Raw genomic sequence first — 15,604 nt, forward strand, 5'->3', positions numbered from 1 at the left:
ACCCTCAGAGGTCATCACCGACCTCCTGTTGCACTGACCGCCCGAAAGCGCCCCGGCTGACCGGGGAAACCTGACAGCCCCTACCCCGGCACCCCGATCGCCTTGCGCCACCCCGTGTAGGAGCGCACCGGGGCCGGACGCGGCCGCACCAGCCACGGCCACGGGTGGATCTCGACGGGGGCGACGGCACGCGAGCGGACGGCGAAGCCGGGCACCGGGGCGTGGGTGACCGCCAGGCTGCGGCCCGCGAGCTCGTCGGCGACGACGCCGCGCCGCACCTCCAGCTCGCGCCGCGCGGCGAGGTCGCCGAGCGACTCGGCGAGGAAGACCAGCCGCTTGCCCGAGAGCCGCAGCCGCCGCAGGAGCGGCTCGTCGAAGACGAACACGGCCGGCCGGTCGGGGTCGGCGGCGAGCGCGGGGTCGGCGTCCCCGAGGGACTCGGCGGTGAGCCAGACAAGGTCTGCTCCCCCGCCGACGACGCGGTCGGGGCCGGCCGGGATCTCCCCGCGACCGAGGTCGGGGCCCGGTGCCTCGGCCAGCGGCGGGGTGTCGGGCCACTGCTCGATGGGGCAGCGCGCGGCGAGCGAGCAGGAGCCGCACAGCTGGGGCGCGCGCTTCTCGACCTGCCAGCGGCTGAACCCGTAGGGCTTGCCCGAGCCGGTGCCGACGGTCCACTGCCAGCCGAGCCGGTTGGCCGCCCGCGAGCCGTCGAGCAGGTGCGCGAAGAAGGCGTCCTCGCCGTCGCGCCAGTCCGCGCCCCCGCGAACCGCCCACTGGGAGGCCATCCACATGCGGGTCTGGTTCACCAGCCACCCGTCGCGATGGAGCTCGCCGAGCACCTCCTCCATGCAGCGCATGCGCACCGGCCACGGGTCGTCCCAGGGTTGCGGGGTGCGGGGCTGCTCGTTGCGCAGGGCCCGGCCCGACGCCGTCCCGACCCGGGCGTAGAGGTGCCGGGAGTACTCCTGCCACATCAGCTCGTCGCGGTACTTCTCCCGGTCGCGGAAGGGCGCGTCGGCGGCGGCGTCCCAGACCTCGCGCAGCGTCAGCAGGCCGTGGCGCAGGTAGGGCGAGAGCCGGGTCGCTCCGCGCGACCCGACGGGCAGCACGTTGCTGCGTCGCGCCGCGTAGCCGCGCACCTCCAGCCCGGCGAGCGCGGCGTCGGCGGCCGCCTGGCCGCCCCGCAGGGCGCCCGGTCGGACGCCGTCGGGCCCCTCGAGCGCGAGGTCGCCGAGATACTCGGCGACCCAGGCGCGGACGGCGTCGGGGTCGCGGGTGGGGTCGGGAGGCACAGGCAGGAGCACCCCACCTGTGTAGCCGACAGGCCGAAGCCCACAGCCCGGCTCAGGCCCGGCGCGCGACCTCCTCGGCCACCCGCACCATGCCGGTCTCGACCTCGGCGAAGGAGGTCGAGAGCGGCGAGAGACCCAGGCGCAGACCGCCCGGGTCGCGGTAGTCGGGGATGACGTCGCGCTCCCACAGGGCCGCGACCACCTCGCGCATCGCCGGGTGCTGGAGGGTGACGTGTCCGCCGCGGCGAGCGGACTCCCGCGGCGAGGCCACCCGGACGCCGTGGGGTGCGAGCAGCTCGTCGGCCAGCTCGATCGCGAAGCCGGTGAGCGCCACCGACTTGGCGCGTACCGCCGCCATACCGACCTGCTCGAGCAGGCCGAGCATGTCCTGCATCGCGAGCATCCCGAGCACCGGCGGGGTGCCCGAGAGCATCCGGCGGATCCCCGGCGCCGGCGCGAAGTCGGGCCCCATGAGGAAGGGCTCGGCATGCCCGATCCATCCTCGGATCGGCTGCTGCAGGTCGTCGATCAGGCGTGCGGCGACATACACGTACGCGGGCGCACCGGGGCCGCCGTTGAGGTACTTGTAGGTGCAGCCGACCGCGAGATCGACGTCCCAGGCGTCGAGGGCGAGCTCGACCGATCCGCCGGAGTGGCTGAGGTCCCAGAGCACCAGCGCCCCCGCGTCGTGGGCGATCGCGGTGAGGGCCGGCCCGTCGGCCAGCCAGGCCGAGCGGTAGGCCACGTGGCTGAGCACGACCAGGGCCGTGGCCGGCCCGACGGCGTCGGTCAGCTGCTCGGGGTGGACGCCGGTCTCGAGGTCGACCTCGATCCAGCGCAGGGTGAGCCCGCACTCCTCGGCCACGGCCGCCGCCACGTAGCGGTCGGTCGGGAAGTTGTCGGTGTCGAGGACGATCTCGGTGCGCCCCGGCCGGGCCGCGACGGCCGCACGCATCGCCTTGTAGAGCAGCACGGTCGTGGAGTCGCCGACGATCGTCTGGCCGGGGGCCGCGCCCAGGCAGATCCGGCCGATGTCGTCGCCGACGCGGCGCGGGAGGTCGAGCCACTGCTCGTCCCAGCCGCGGATCAGCCGACCGCCCCAGGTCTCCTCGACGAACGCCGCGATGCGCGGACCGGTGCTGCGCAGGGGCCGCCCCAGCGAGTTGCCGTCGAAGTAGACGAGCGGGGTCTCGGCGCCGACGAAGAGGTCGCGATGCGGGGCTAGCGGGTCGGCCGCGTCGAGGTCGGCGGCACGGGTGCTGGGGGTGGTCGACACGGGGCCGACGCTACTCGGCCGCGATCTCCCGCGCCGCAGGCGCAGGGCCGGGCTTGCCGCTCGCGCCACACTGGAGGTCGTGCGAGAGCTGACGCGGGCCGAGATCGAGCGCCTGCGGGCGACCCCCTACTCCTACGACCACGTGGGCTCGACCCTGATCGGACGCCGTCCGCCCGGCACGCACGAGCTCACCCGCTCGCGCAGGTTGCGCACGCGCGACCTGGACGCCGCCGCCGCGCGGCTGCTCGCCTGGGAGGCCCAGCGCGGCTCCGGTCTGAGCGTGCGCGCTGAGCCGGGGCCGATCGCCACCGAGGCCGTCGTCCTGATGCGGTTGGGCCTCGGGCCGCTCGGGCTGCCGGCACCGTGCCGCGTCGTCGGCGTGCTCGACGAGGCCGACCGCCGCGGATTCGCCTACGGCACGCTCGCCGGCCACCCGGAGGCCGGCGAGGAGCTGTTCCTGCTCGAGCGCGGCGGCGACGGCTCGGTGGTCTTCACGGTGCGCGCCTACTCGCGGCCCGCCAGCCCGTTGACGCGCGCGGCCGGCCCGATCGGTCGGATCGCCCAGCGGGTGATGGCCGACCGGTACCTGCGCGCCCTCGACGTCGACTGACCGGGCGCGGCAACCGAAGCGGGCCCGTCGGCATCGAAGCGGCGACCGATCCACCTGGGCGCCGCCGGCGTCCCGCACCCCTCGGGAGCACCCCATGAACGTCCTGCGCCGCCCCGCCACCGCGATCGTCGTCCTCGCGACCCTCGCCGCCGCCTCGACCGCCTGCGCCTCGACCGCGGCGCAGGGCGCACCCAGCGCCGTCGGCACGCCGGCCAGCACCTCGGCCGGCAGCTCGGCCGGCACCTCGACCGGCACCTCGACCGAGACCCGCGTGCTCGGCCACCGCGGCGTCGGTCGCGTGCACATCGGCGACTCGGCACGCGAGGCCCGCAAGCACGGAGCGCGGCTGACGGGGAAGCCCGGCGACCTGTGCCGCCCCCTCGTCCTCCCGAGCAGCGACCCGGACGCCGAGCCGATCCACGGCTACCTGGCCCGCGGACTCGGCGTCGTCGCCCTCTTCGCCAGCGGCGACGTCCGCACCCCCGAGGGCATCGGCCTGGGCAGCACCCGCAAGGAGCTGGAGAAGGCGTACCCCGACGTGTCCGCGATCTCCGACAACGGGTACCGCACGGTCGACCTCGCCGGCCACCGTCACTACCAGTTCGGGATGGAGCGGGGCCGCCGCGTCTTCGAGATGCTGGTCTTCGACGACCGCCAGCCCTGCTTCGGCTGAGCCTGGGTCCGGCTGGCCCTACTGGAAGCTGACGAACCGCACCCGGGGTCGCAGCGCGAACACCTCGGCCGGGCCCATGCGGCGCACGTCCTCGTCGTAGAAGAGCTTGAAACCCATCCTGAACAGGTCGGGCCGCGCGACGACCCGGTAGGTGGCCCGCTTCTCCGAGCGGGTGCCGAACCCGTCGACGTGCTGCACCATCGCCAGCCCCGGCCGCGACCGGACGGCGTCGATGTCGCGGATCATCGCGGTGCGGAACTGGTGGAGCACGAAGAGCTTCTCGGGCAGGTCGTGCCGTCGCACGAGGTCGGCGAGCCAGGCCGAGGTGCGGTTGATCTCGGCGGCGGAGACCGAACCCACCTGTTGTGCCGGGACGACGCCGCGCGGCAGCCGCCACTCGGGGTCGAGGGCGAGCCCGACCTCCGGCTGCCGCAGGGCCCAGGCCCAGTGCCGGGCGGCGGGGAGGAACCGTTGATGGCCCGGCTGGATGTCGAGCAGCAGGAGGGCTCCGTGCCGTCGCGCCGCGCGCACGTAGGGCTCGACCGCCGCACGGCTCAACGGGTGGCTGTAGCTGCGGTCGGGCCCCGGCGAGCGGTCGGCGATGGTGACGATGAGCTCGTAGACCAGCCGGACCGGCCGACCCGGCCGCCGGAACGCTGCCGCCGCCCGTTCCAACTGCTGCTGCATGCGGGCCGGACTCGTCTCCCCGAGGACGCCGAGCGCTCCGGTGCCGGCGGTGCCGTAGTAGGCGACCAGGAGGTCGTCGCCGGCGAAGATCCGTCGCCCGCCCCACGGCAGGGTCGGCCGAGTCGTCGGTCGGGCCGTCGGCGTGCTCGTGGGCGTGCCGGACGGTGCGGTCGGGTCCGGCGCGCCCGGCGACGGCGGCGGCGTGCCGAGCGGGTTCGGGAGCACCGCCGGTGCCGCCGGTGCCGCCGGAGGGGAGGCGCTGAGCGCCTGCGGATGGGCGACACCCCAGGCCACGGCGATCAGGCCGACCAGGAGCAGCAGCACGAGCGCGAGCACCGCCCACCGGGCATCGGGCCGGGGCGGCTCGGGCTGGCTCATGACGGATCGACCGGGGCGGACCGGGACGGCGCGGACCGGGCTCAGGTCGTCGGCAGCAGGGCCTGGTCGGGCAGGGCGGCGCGCAGCTCGTCGGGCAGGTCGGTGATCGGCACGATGTTCACCGTGGCGACCTCCAGGCCCTCCACGGGACCGGCCTCCTCGACGGCCGCGAGGGCGCGCACGATCGCGTCGGCGGCGGCGTCGCGGACGGCGTCGTCCGACGCCTCGAAGACCAGGCAGCCCAGCCGCGGGCTGTCGTCGATGGTGTAGGAGAGCGCCCAGACCCGGCCGGCGCCCTCGACCCCGGCGACCTCATGGGCCACGGCCTCGCGGGCGGCCTGCGGGAGGTCGGGCCAGAGCGCGAGCTGGCTGCGCGCCCCCTCGGGGAAGGGGGCGGTGAAGCGCACCAGGTCGAGCGCCTCGGAGGCCTCGATGGCCACGCCGACCTCGCCGCCCGGGTCGATCACGATGCCGTAGCCCGGGGGCATCATCATCAGCAGGTCGCGGGCGCTGATGACCTTGATGTCGAAGACGTCGTCCGGGAGTGCCCGGCGGGCGAGGTCCTCGTCGGTGAAGACCGCCACGGCCTGCGCGCCCTTCGGGGTGTCGGCGGCGCTGAAGCGGCCCTCGGCGCGCTCGACGCCGATCAGCAGCCAGGCGAAGAGGAAGTCCCACTTCGTCACGATCGACGGCTCGGCCACGGGTCCTCCTCGGTTCGGGGCCCGGGACGACGAAGGGTCGCCCGGGTGGATGCCCGGACGACCCTACGCGGTGGTCGTGGTGCGGCCGTCAGCCGGTCACCGCGCCGTGCGCGGCCGAGGAGACGATGCGCGCGTACTTGCCGAGCACGCCCTTGGTGTACTTCGGCGGACGCGGGGCCCAGCCCTCCTTGCGCGACTCCCAGTCCTCGCCCTGCTCGACCTCGAGGCTGCGGTTGAGGACGTCGAGGGTGATGATGTCGCCGTCGCGCACGAAGGCGATCGGGCCGCCGTCGACGGCCTCGGGCGCCACGTGACCCACGCACAGGCCGGTGGTGCCGCCGGAGAAGCGACCGTCGGTGAGCAGCAGGACGTCCTTGCCGAGGCCGGCGCCCTTGATGGCGCCGGTGATGGCGAGCATCTCGCGCATGCCCGGGCCGCCCTTGGGGCCCTCGTAGCGGATGACGACGACGTCGCCGGCCACGATGCGGCCCTCGGCGAGGGCGTCCATGGCGTCGCGCTCGCCGTCGAAGACCCGCGCGGTGCCGCGGAAGACGGTCTCGTCGAAGCCGGCGCTCTTGACCACCGCACCCTCGGGGGCCAGCGAGCCCTTGAGGATGGTGATGCCGCCGGTGCGGTGGATCGGGCGGGTCAGGCTGCGGATGACGTCGTCGTCGACCGGCGGCGGCGCGATCTCGGCGAGGTTCTCGGCCATCGTCTTGCCGGTGACGGTCAGGCAGTCGCCGTGCAGGAGGCCGGCGTCGAGCAGGGCCTTCATGACCACCGGGATGCCGCCGATCTTGTCGACGTCGTTCATGACGTACTTGCCGAACGGCTTGAGATCGCCGAGGTGCGGGACCTTGTCGCCGACGCGGTTGAAGTCGTCGATGGTGAGCGGCACCTCGGCCTCGCGGGCGATGGCCAGCAGGTGCAGGACGGCGTTGGTGGAGCCGCCGAGGGCCATGACGACGGTGATGGCGTTCTCGAAGGCCTCCAGGGTCATGATCTGGCGGGCGGTGATGCCCTGGCGCAGCAGGTTGACCACGGCCTCGCCGGACTTGTGCGCGAAGCCGTCGCGGCGCCGGTCGACGGCCGGCGGTGCGGCCGAGCCGGGCAGCGACATGCCCAGCGCCTCGCCGACCGAGGCCATGGTGTTGGCGGTGTACATGCCGCCGCACGCGCCCTCGCCCGGGCAGATGGCTCGTTCGATGCGGTCGACCTCGTCGCGGCTGATCTTGCCGGCCAGGCAGGCGCCGACGGCCTCGAAGGCGTCGATGATGGTGACGTCGCGGCCGTCGACGTTGCCGGGCATGATCGAGCCGGCGTAGAGGAAGACGCTGGCGAGGTCGAGGCGGGCGGCAGCCATGAGCATGCCGGGCAGCGACTTGTCGCAGCCGGCCAGCAGCACCGAGCCGTCGAGCCGCTCGGCGTTCATGACGACCTCGACGGAGTCGGCGATGACCTCGCGGGAGACCAGCGAGAAGTGCATGCCCTCGTGGCCCATGGAGATGCCGTCGGAGACCGAGATGGTGCCGAACTCCAGCGGGTAGCCGCCGGCGGCGTGGACGCCGTTCTTGACGGCCTTGGCCAGCCGGTCGAGGGAGAGGTTGCAGGGGGTGATCTCGTTCCAGCTCGAGGCGACGCCGATCTGGGGCTTCTCCCAGTCGTCGTCGCCCATCCCGACGGCGCGCAGCATGCCGCGGGACGCCGCGCGCTCCAGGCCGTCGGTGACGTCGCGGGAGCGGGGCTTGAGGTCGGGTGCCGAGTCGGGCTTCGGGTCGTGCGAGTCCTGCGAGGAGGCGTCGGAGCCGGTCATGCCCGCCAGCCTAATCCCGGCCCCGGACGGCGTCCGCCCGGTCCCGCAGCGCGGTCAGGCCGCGGTCAGGCCGAGGTCAGGCCGAGGTCAGGCCGAGGTCAGGCCGAGGTCAGGCCGAGATCAGGCCGGGGCCCTGCCGAGGTCGGGGGTCACGCCTCGGCGGCGTCCTTCAGCTGGGCCAGACCCCGCTCGAAGTCCTTGCCGACGAGCCGGTCCATCGGCACGAGCCGTCCGATGAGCCCGGGGAGTCCGGTGCTGCGGCCGGTCATCCGCCAGGCGACGTCGGTCTCCGCGCCGCCGGGCCCGGTCGGTTCGAGGTGGAAGACGACACGGTTGTCGGCCTTGAACGGCTTGAGGAACCGCAGCGCCATCACGACCTCCTCGGGACCGGAGGCGAGGATCTCGATGGATCCCTGCCCGGCCTTGCGGTTGCCCGACCACGCGTAGGTGGAGCCGACACCGCGGGCGGGGCCGCTGTAGGTGCGGCGCAGGTCGGCGTCCAGGCCCTCCCAGGGCGACCACGCCTGCCAGGCGCGCAGGTCGTCGATGAGATCGCGCACGCGAGCGGGGTCGGCCGCGATGCGGGTGCGGCGCTCCACCTCGAAGTCGGGCATGGCGGTGAGGGTACGCCCGCGGCGACGGCCCGTCACCCGTCCCGCTCGCAGGCGGCGGCCCGCCGGTCGCCTACGGTGGGCGGGTGCGGACACCGGTGCTCCTCGTGCTCGTGGGCATCGTCTCGGTGCAGTTCGGGGCCGGCGTCGCCAAGACGCTCTTCGACGAGGTCTCCCCCACCACCATCGTGTGGCTGCGGCTCGCGACCTCGACGCTGGTGCTGCTCGCCCTGGCGCGCCCGCGCCTGGCCGGGCGCTCGCGCGCGGACTGGACGACCGTCGTCGGCTTCGGGGTCGCGCTCGGCACGATGAACTGGGCCATCTACCAGTCCTTCGCCCGCATCCCGCTGGGCCTGGCGGTCACGATCGAGTTCGCCGGGCCGCTGCTGCTGGCCGTCGCGGGCTCGCGGCGCCTGCGCGACCTGTTGTGGGTCGCCCTGGCCGCGACCGGCGTCCTGCTGCTCGGGCTGGGCGATGGCCGGCTGACGCCCGCCGGGACGGCGTTCGCCCTGCTGGCGGGGGCGGCGTGGGCCGCCTACATTCTGCTCAGCGCCCGCACGGGCGCCCGGTGGGAGGGGGTGGACGGCCTGGCCCTGGCCAGCACGATCGCCACCGCCGCGCTGACGCCGTACGTGCTCACCGTCGCGCCGGAGGTGCTCGGCGACGGGCGGCTCCTGCTCCTCGGAGCGCTCGTCGGGCTGCTCAGCTCGGTGGTGCCCTACACCTGCGAGCTCGTCGCGCTGCGCCGGATCACGCCGTCCGTCTTCGGGGTGCTGATGAGCCTGGAGCCGGCCGCCGCCGCCCTCGCCGGGCTGCTCGTCGTCGGCGAGCGCCTCGGGCCGCGGGAGTGGCTGGCGATCGGCTGCGTGGTCGTCGCGAGCGCCGGCGCGACGCGGGCCACGGCACGGACGACGGCCGATCGCGTTCACGAGCCCGTCATCCCGACGTGATCGGTCGGTCTCCGGCGTCGCACTAGACTCGCCCGCGTCCGCACGATCCCTCCGGAGCTCCCGCCATGACCCCCTCTCGGACCACCCCGTTGCTCACCGTCCTCGCCGGCGCCCGCGAGCGCCTCGACCGCTGGTCGAGGGAGTCGCAGCGCCGTGCCTGCGCGAACGCCCGCACCGCCAGCGCCGCGCTCGCCGAGATCCGCGCCGAACGCGACGACGTCGAGGCCTTCCTGGCCGCCCAGGACGCTCGCCAGCCCAGCCGCGGGAACGCCTGAGCCGTATCTGCGCCCGTCCGCTTGTAACGCGCGGTTACCCACCACTACCCGACCCTTACAAGGGGTGCATAGAGGTGTGTAACCCCGCGTTACATGCTCGCGAGCCCCCGACACCCCGGGCGCCGGCGTGCGAGGTCGCCCACGAACGACCCCCGCGAGGTCGGCCCTCGGGCACAATCGGCCCATGCGGACCTCTGCGCCACGCGCCGCCCGTCAGGTGCCCCTCGCCCACCACCAGGTGCTCTCGGACGACGGCACCCGCCTGCGGGCCTGGACCAACGACCCCGACGGCACCAAGACCGGGCCCACCGTGCTGCTGTGCAACGGGCTCGGCACCAACCCCTACGCGTGGCCTGCGCTCGTCGATCCCGACTGCGAGATCCGGGTGGTCTCCTGGTACCACCGCGGCGTCGGCGGCTCCGCGCGTCCGGCCGACCCCGACCGGTGCGGCATCGAGGAGTTCGTCGAGGACGGCCTCTCGGTCATGGACCACTTCGGACTCGACCGGCCGGTGCTGATGGGCTGGTCGATGGGCGTCAACACGATGTTCGAGCTCGCGTTCCGCCACCCCGAGCGCGTAGCCGGCCTCTTCGCCGTCGCGGGCGTGCCCGGTGACACCTTCGCCACCATGCTCGGGCCGCTGCGCCTCCCCCACCCGGTCGCCCGCACCCTCACCGTGAACGCCACCCGTGTGCTCAAGCTGGCGGGCCCGGTGCTCTCCCCGGTCGCCTCGCGCCTGCCGATCGGCCCCAACGCCGTCCGCCTCATCAGCCACTCCGGCTTCATGCTCCCGGTCAGCGACCCGGCGCTGGCCTCCCTCGCGATCCGCGAACTGCTCAGCACGCCGCTGGGCTGGTACTTCCACCTCGCGCTGCGCACCTCCGAGCACGCCCGGGTCTCGCTGCGCAACATCCGGGTGCCCGCCGCCTTCGTCGCCGGCCGCTGGGACGTCCTGGCCGGCTCGCGCGACATGGCCTCGGCCGCCGCCCGCATCCCCGGCGCCACCTTCACCGAGCTCGACGGCACCCACTTCATCGCGATGGAGCACCCCGAGGAAGTGCACCGGCTCCTCCTCGACTTCCTCGACCGCGTCGGCTGACGGCCGTGCGCCCGAGCATCCGGCGTCCGGCGCTCGCCGCCCTGCTGGCCGCGGCCGCCTGCACGACCGCCGGCTGCCTGCAGCAGGGCACCGAGGTGACGGTGTCGGTCACCTCCATGGCTCCGGCGCCGAGTCCGGCGGCGCCTGACACCTCGGCCCCCACGCTGCCGACCGGCGAGGAGGCGCCGACGCTCGGACGCCGGCTGCGCACCGTCGACGGCGCGGTCGCGACCGCCACGACCGACACCGGCATCCTCATCGCCCGGCCCGGGCGGCTCGACCTGCTCGGTCGCGGTGGTCCGGCCCGGCTGGCCCGGCTCGAGGGGACGCCGTTGGCGCTCGCCGTCCCCGATCCCGCGCGCACGCGGGCCGTCGTCCTGCTGCGCGAGGACGGCGCGAGCGTCGTCCGGTCGGTCGCCTGGAACGATCGGGGTGCGCCGCGGGGACGCCTGGGAGCGCCTACTCCGGCCGGCGACGCCGTCCTGCTCACGGCGTCGGGCACCCCGATCAGCGTCGACGCCTCCGCCCTCTCCGCCGACCCGTCCGCGACCGTCACACCCGCGGTGGCGCTCGACGGCGACCGGGTCTGGGCGGCGGCACCCGGCACCGGCACGATCCAGGTCGGGGTCGGCACGATCGTCGGATCCAGCGTGACGATCGCGCCCGTGACCGCCTGGAACACCACCGAACGGCCGACGGCGATCCTGCCGCGCCCCGACGACGCGGCGCTGTGGATCGGCACCGACGCCGGACGCCTGTGGCACCTCGACGTCGACGGCGACCGCGCGGGCAACCCCGTCGGCTACCCGCTGGTCGACGGCTCGATCGGGGCGCTGCTCGACCGCGGGCCGGTGTTCTGGCTCACCGCCGACGACACCACCGTGGAGGTCGATCCCGGCACCGCCCCGGCGTCCGATCCCACGGCCGACGCGTCGTCCTGAGCCGCCACGACTCCCGCGATCAGGGCGCGTCGGCTCGCACGCCGCAGCGTCGCCAGGACGGCGGGGCCGAGGACGACGATCGCGACCGCGTTGGTGACGGCCCGCAGGGTGTCCCAGCCGCCCGTCGAGGTGAGGAGGGTGTAGACGCCGAAGCGGCGCAGGTTCTCCACGATCGGGTCGCCTGCGACGAAGGAGAGCCCGCCGTCGTGGCCGGGCACCACGATGCCGAGACTGAAGGGCCAGGTCGAGAGGTTCATCAGCGCGCCGAACAGGTAGGCCGCCACGACGCCGTAGGCCACCAGCAGCGCGATCTCGGCACGCCCGCGCACGCGGCGCGGCAGCAGCCCGGCGCCCATGCCGACCCAGGCCGCGCAGAGCATCTGATAGGGCAGCCAGGGGCCGACGCCCGCCGTCAGCAGCGCCGAGGCGAACAGCGAGGTGCACCCGAGCACGAACCCGAACCCCGGCCCGTAGACCCGCCCGGCCAGCACCAGCAGGAAGAAGACCAGTTCGATGCCGGCGATGCCCGGCGAGAGGGCCCGCGCGAGGGCGTTGACGGCGCTGAGCACCCCCAGGATCGCGAGCACGCGCGGGTCGAGGCCGCCCTCGCTGATCTCGGCCAGCACGACCAGCACGATCACCGGCAGCAGGGCCAGGAAGAGGAACGGCGGCTGGACGTCGTCCCCGGGCTGCACGTGCAGCAGCAGCGGCCAGACGAACGCCATCAACCCGCCGAGCGAGGCGAGCGCCAGCACGGCCAGCGAGCGACGCGACAGCGGGACGGCGGCCGGCGTCGTCCGGCTCACGCCGACTCCCAGGCGGTGAGGACCTCCTCGACCCGCAGCCAGGGCGCGCCGAGCACCTTGGTGACCTGCGGCGCGAACGCCGGCGACTCCGCGACCACGCGCCGCACGGGGCCGGTCGAGACGACCTCGCCCTCGGCCAGCACGACGACGTCGTCGGCGCACTGGGCCACGAACTCCACGTCGTGGGTGGCTACGAGGACGGCGTGTCCGCGGGCCGCGAGGTCGCGCAGGGTCGCGGCGAGCGCGTGCTTGGCGGCGTAGTCGAGTCCGCGGGTCGGTTCGTCGAGCAGCACTACCGGCGGTTCGGCGACGAGCACGAGGGCCAGCGCCAGCGCGAGCCGCTGCCCCTCGGAGAGGTCGCGCGGGTGGGCGTCGTCCGGGATGCCCGGGACGAGCCGGTCGAGCAGCCGCCGGCAGGCGCCGGTGCCGCCGTCGCCGGCCGCGCACTCGGCGGCCACGGTCTCGAGGTAGAGCAGGTCGGCGGCGTTCTGCGGCAGCAGGCCGACATGCTGACGGCGTACGCCGGGCGCGAGGCCCGCTGGGTCGACGCCGTCGGCGCGCAGCCGGCCGGCACGCCGGGCCCGGGTGCCCTGGAGGGTCCACAGCAGGGTCGACTTGCCCGCCCCGTTGCGGCCCATGAGCGCGGTGACCCGCCCTGCGGTCAGCGCGAGGTCGACCTCGCGCAGCGCCACCAGCGTGCCGTGGGCGACGGTGACGTCGCTGGCCTCCAGCACCGCGACGGCGTCGGCCGGCACCGGCCGGTCGGCGAGATCGGCGAGCACGCGGTCGCCCCACCCGTCGGGCAGCCCGCGCACCCGGCGGCGGGCGTCGCGCACGTTGAGCGGCAGCGGCTTCCACCCGGCGGCCCGGCCGAGCTCTACGATCGGCGGCACCACCGGGGAGTCGACGAGCAGGTCGGCGGGCTCACCGACGCGCACCCGACCGTCGCCGGTGAGCAAGCACATGGTGTCAGCGAAGGGCACGACCCGCTCGAGCCGGTGCTCGGCCAGCAGCACCGAGAGGCCGAGGTCGTGCACGAGCCGGGTCAGGGTGGCCAGCACGTCCTCGGCGGCGGTGGGGTCGAGCGCCGAGGTCGGCTCGTCGAGCACCAGCAGGCGCGGGTGCGTGGTGAGGACGGAGCCGATCGCCACCCGCTGCTGCTGGCCGCCCGAGAGCGTGCGCAGGTCGCGCTGGCGGAGGTCGGCGATGCCGAGCAGGTCGAGGGTCTCCTCCACCCGGCGCCGCATGGTCGCCGGCGCGAGGCCGAGCTGCTCCATGCCGTAGGCGAGCTCCTCCTCGACGGTGTCGGTGACGAAGCCGCGCGCGGGGTCCTGGCCGACGTAGCCGATCGCGTGGGCGCGCTCGCGCGGCGGGGTGCGCACGATGCTGACGCCGTCGAGCAGCACGTCGCCGTGCAGGACGCCGCCGGAGAAACGCGGCACCAGACCGGTGACGACGCCGAGCAGCGTCGACTTGCCGACCCCGGTCGGACCGGAGACGAGCACGAGCTCACCCTCGGCGATGTCGAGGTCGACGCCGTCGAGCACGAGGCGGTCGTCGTAGCCGACGCTGATGTCGCGCAGCCGGATCACGAGCGCACCTCCGGGGCCGGGGCGAGCAGGCCGCCGAGGACGGCGAGCGCGGTGCCGGCGAGCACCGCCACGCTCACCGTGGGCGTGGCGGCCGGGTCGGGGTAGGCGATCGTGATCTGGTGCCGACTGACCCACCAGGCCAGGACGGCGGCGCCGAGTCCGCCGAGCAGGGCCACGGTCTCGGCGGTGCGCCATGGGTCGGGGCGGTAGCGGGTAACGTTCACCGAGCGTCCGGCGCTGATCAGCCCGGCGATCGCTAACAGCACCCCGAGGATCCACATCGGGGCGGCCAGCACCCGCGGCGCGGTGGCGTCGAGGGTCGCGTACACGCCGACACAGATGCCGAGCAGGCCCGCGATCATCAGCGTGCCGGTGCGGCGCCTCTCGGACGGCGTCCGGTCGCCGCTGCGGCCGTAGCCGCGGGTGTCCATGCCGGCGGCGAGGGCGAGCGAGTGGTCGAGCGCGTCCTCCAGCACCGGCACGAGGAAGCGCCGCGTCCGACCGAGGCGGCGCTCGCTGCCGGCGCGCAGGGTCTGGGCGGCACGCACCCGCCGCACGCTCTCGGCGAACTGCGGGAAGACGGTGACCGCGACGACGAGCGCCGTGCCGATCTCGTAGAGCGCCGGCGGCACCGAACGCAGCAGCCGCTTGGGGTTGCCCAGCGCGTTGGCGGCACCGATGCAGACCACGATGGTGGCCAGGCGCAGTCCGTCGTAGAGCCCGGCGAGCAGGGCCTCGCGGGTGACCGGGCCGAGCAGGACGATCCCGGCGGCGGCGTCCGGCAGCGGGATGCTGGGCAGGTCGAGGATCACCGTGCCCGGGTAGGCGCCGCCGAGCAGCAGGCGGAAGATCACCCGGGTGAGCACGATGAACAGGCCCAGCCACAGGTAGAGCCGGTAGCTGGCGGCCCACGGCTGGTCGCCGCGGCGGGCGGCGACCACCAGGCCGCTGGCGCCGAGGAGCAGCAGCAGCGAGTACGGGTTGGTGGTGAAGGACGCCGCCGTCGCCAGGCCGATCGCCCAGGCCCACCAGGCAGCCGGGTGCAGGTCGCGACGCAGCCGCGGTTCGGCGGCGAGCAGCGCGCTCACGACCGGCTCCCCGCGCGGCGCGCCAGGGCGACGCCGCCGGCGGCTGCGGCGAGCACGAGGACGACGAGGGCGGGCACCCAGCCGGGCAGACCGTCCGTCGGCGAGTCCGTCGCTGCGGCCGCGGGCTCGGCCTCCTCGGTCGCGGCGTCCGAGGCGTCCGACCCGGCCGATCCCGAGGAGGCGGTGGGCGTCGTACTCGCTCCCGCCGCAGGACTCGCGGTGTCGGAGGGATCCCCCGACGACGAGGTCGACGCCGACGGGCCGGCGGTCGCGGCGTCCGAGCTCGCCGTGGCGGCCGATCCGGAGGGGCGCGGCGTGGTCGCGGTCGAGCCGCCGCCTCCACCGCCCGTGCGGGTCGGGCGGGTCGTCGGGGTCGGCGAGGGGCTGGCGGCCGGGCGCACCGGCGCCGCGGTGGTGGGCCGGACGTCGCCGGACTGGTCGTCCCACACGAAGGCCACCGAACCGCCGTCCGGGATCCGCAGCGACCCGACACCCAGCGTGCTGTAGGCCCACGTGCCGGAGGTGCCGTCGGTCCAGTAGAGCGCCCAGTAGGCGCTGGCCGGGGAGGTGTTGACGCACGGGTCGGAGGTCGGCACGCCGTCGACGCGGCAGACGTAGCCGGGCTGGCGCTGGGCGTAGGTGAGCGGGTGACCGGCCGCCGGGAACAGCGCGGACGCCGTGTCGCCGCCGCCGTCGGCGACGCAGTCGAGATCGGCGCCCCCGCCGAGGTCGTTGTGCTCGACGACGACGGTGACGCCGGTGGCGCTCCCGCAGGCGGCGGCAGCGGCCGGCGGAGCCGTCGGCGCCGTCAG

14 protein-coding genes and 1 pseudogene are annotated in these 15,604 nt (G+C 75.0%); 5 read left to right on the forward strand and 10 right to left on the reverse strand.

The window, feature by feature from the left end; translation table 11 throughout:
- Window positions 1–80: 80 nt before the first annotated feature.
- Together ABD671_RS02765 and ABD671_RS02770 are read right to left on the reverse strand one after the other, a co-directional pair.
- Window positions 81–1,304 (reverse strand): FAD-binding domain-containing protein, encoded by a 1,224-nt coding sequence (locus ABD671_RS02765; protein ID WP_344731689.1) that lies wholly within the window; start codon window positions 1,302–1,304, stop codon window positions 81–83.
- A 40-nt stretch (window positions 1,305–1,344) separates the two neighbouring features.
- Entirely contained in the window at window positions 1,345–2,568 is a 1,224-nt protein-coding gene (locus ABD671_RS02770) for a kynureninase (RefSeq protein ID WP_344731690.1), read from the reverse strand.
- A 79-nt stretch (window positions 2,569–2,647) separates the two neighbouring features.
- On the opposite strand from ABD671_RS02770, the gene ABD671_RS02775 reads away from it, so the two are divergent.
- Window positions 2,648–3,178 carry a DUF1990 domain-containing protein gene (locus ABD671_RS02775; protein WP_344731691.1) on the forward strand — a complete coding sequence of 177 codons (531 nt, stop codon included), beginning with the start codon at window positions 2,648–2,650 and terminating at the stop codon, window positions 3,176–3,178.
- Between the two features lie 94 nt (window positions 3,179–3,272).
- Complete coding sequence (locus ABD671_RS02780) at window positions 3,273–3,851, forward strand: hypothetical protein (protein ID WP_344731692.1); 579 nt, start codon at window positions 3,273–3,275, stop codon at window positions 3,849–3,851.
- A gap of 18 nt (window positions 3,852–3,869) precedes the next feature.
- On the opposite strand, the gene ABD671_RS02785 is transcribed toward ABD671_RS02780, so the two are convergent.
- The 4 genes from ABD671_RS02785 to ABD671_RS02800 all read right to left on the reverse strand — a co-directional run bounded on the left by ABD671_RS02785 (window position 3,870) and on the right by ABD671_RS02800 (window position 8,044).
- Window positions 3,870–4,916, reverse strand: a complete 1,047-nt coding sequence (locus ABD671_RS02785) for a hypothetical protein (RefSeq protein WP_344731693.1) — start codon at window positions 4,914–4,916, stop codon at window positions 3,870–3,872.
- A 41-nt stretch (window positions 4,917–4,957) separates the two neighbouring features.
- Window positions 4,958–5,617, reverse strand: a complete 660-nt coding sequence (locus tag ABD671_RS02790; protein ID WP_344731694.1) for an SseB family protein — start codon at window positions 5,615–5,617, stop codon at window positions 4,958–4,960.
- An 88-nt stretch (window positions 5,618–5,705) separates the two neighbouring features.
- A complete protein-coding gene (ilvD, locus tag ABD671_RS02795) occupies window positions 5,706–7,430 on the reverse strand; it encodes a dihydroxy-acid dehydratase (RefSeq protein ID WP_344731695.1) in 1,725 nt (574 codons plus the stop codon).
- A 149-nt stretch (window positions 7,431–7,579) separates the two neighbouring features.
- A complete protein-coding gene (locus ABD671_RS02800) occupies window positions 7,580–8,044 on the reverse strand; it encodes an SRPBCC family protein (protein WP_344731696.1) in 465 nt (154 codons plus the stop codon).
- Between the two features lie 83 nt (window positions 8,045–8,127).
- On the opposite strand from ABD671_RS02800, the gene ABD671_RS02805 reads away from it, so the two are divergent.
- The 3 genes from ABD671_RS02805 (at window position 8,128) to ABD671_RS02815 (ending at window position 10,365) form a co-directional block, all read left to right on the forward strand.
- The gene (locus ABD671_RS02805) at window positions 8,128–8,991 is read left to right on the forward strand and encodes an EamA family transporter (protein WP_344731697.1); all 864 of its coding nucleotides are present in this window, start codon (window positions 8,128–8,130) and stop codon (window positions 8,989–8,991) included.
- 65 nt (window positions 8,992–9,056) lie between these two features.
- A complete protein-coding gene (locus ABD671_RS02810) occupies window positions 9,057–9,266 on the forward strand; it encodes a hypothetical protein (RefSeq protein WP_344731698.1) in 210 nt (69 codons plus the stop codon).
- Window positions 9,267–9,450: 184 nt separating this feature from the next.
- Window positions 9,451–10,365, forward strand: a complete 915-nt coding sequence (locus tag ABD671_RS02815; RefSeq protein ID WP_344731699.1) for an alpha/beta fold hydrolase — start codon at window positions 9,451–9,453, stop codon at window positions 10,363–10,365.
- Window positions 10,366–11,167: 802 nt separating this feature from the next.
- Here the strand turns inward: ABD671_RS02815 and ABD671_RS02820 are convergent.
- From ABD671_RS02820 to ABD671_RS02835, 4 genes and pseudogenes are all read right to left on the reverse strand, one after another.
- On the reverse strand, window positions 11,168–12,112 hold the full coding sequence (locus ABD671_RS02820; protein WP_344731700.1) for an ECF transporter S component: 945 nt from the start codon (window positions 12,110–12,112) through the stop codon (window positions 11,168–11,170).
- A complete protein-coding gene (locus ABD671_RS02825) occupies window positions 12,109–13,704 on the reverse strand; it encodes an ABC transporter ATP-binding protein (RefSeq protein ID WP_344731701.1) in 1,596 nt (531 codons plus the stop codon). Before ABD671_RS02825 ends, ABD671_RS02820 begins: the two co-directional genes overlap by 4 nt.
- Window positions 13,701–14,792: an energy-coupling factor transporter transmembrane component T family protein gene (locus ABD671_RS02830; RefSeq protein WP_344731703.1), complete on the reverse strand. Its 1,092-nt coding sequence runs from the start codon at window positions 14,790–14,792 to the stop codon at window positions 13,701–13,703. The genes ABD671_RS02825 and ABD671_RS02830 overlap by 4 nt, the downstream gene beginning before the upstream one ends.
- Window positions 14,789–15,604 (reverse strand): annotated as a pseudogene (locus ABD671_RS02835) (hypothetical protein); the annotation flags it as partial. The pseudogene ABD671_RS02835 and the gene ABD671_RS02830, both read right to left, overlap by 4 nt.

Origin of the sequence: Nocardioides fonticola, from assembly GCF_039536805.1 — a bacterium.
GTDB lineage: Bacteria > Actinomycetota > Actinomycetes > Propionibacteriales > Nocardioidaceae > Nocardioides > Nocardioides fonticola.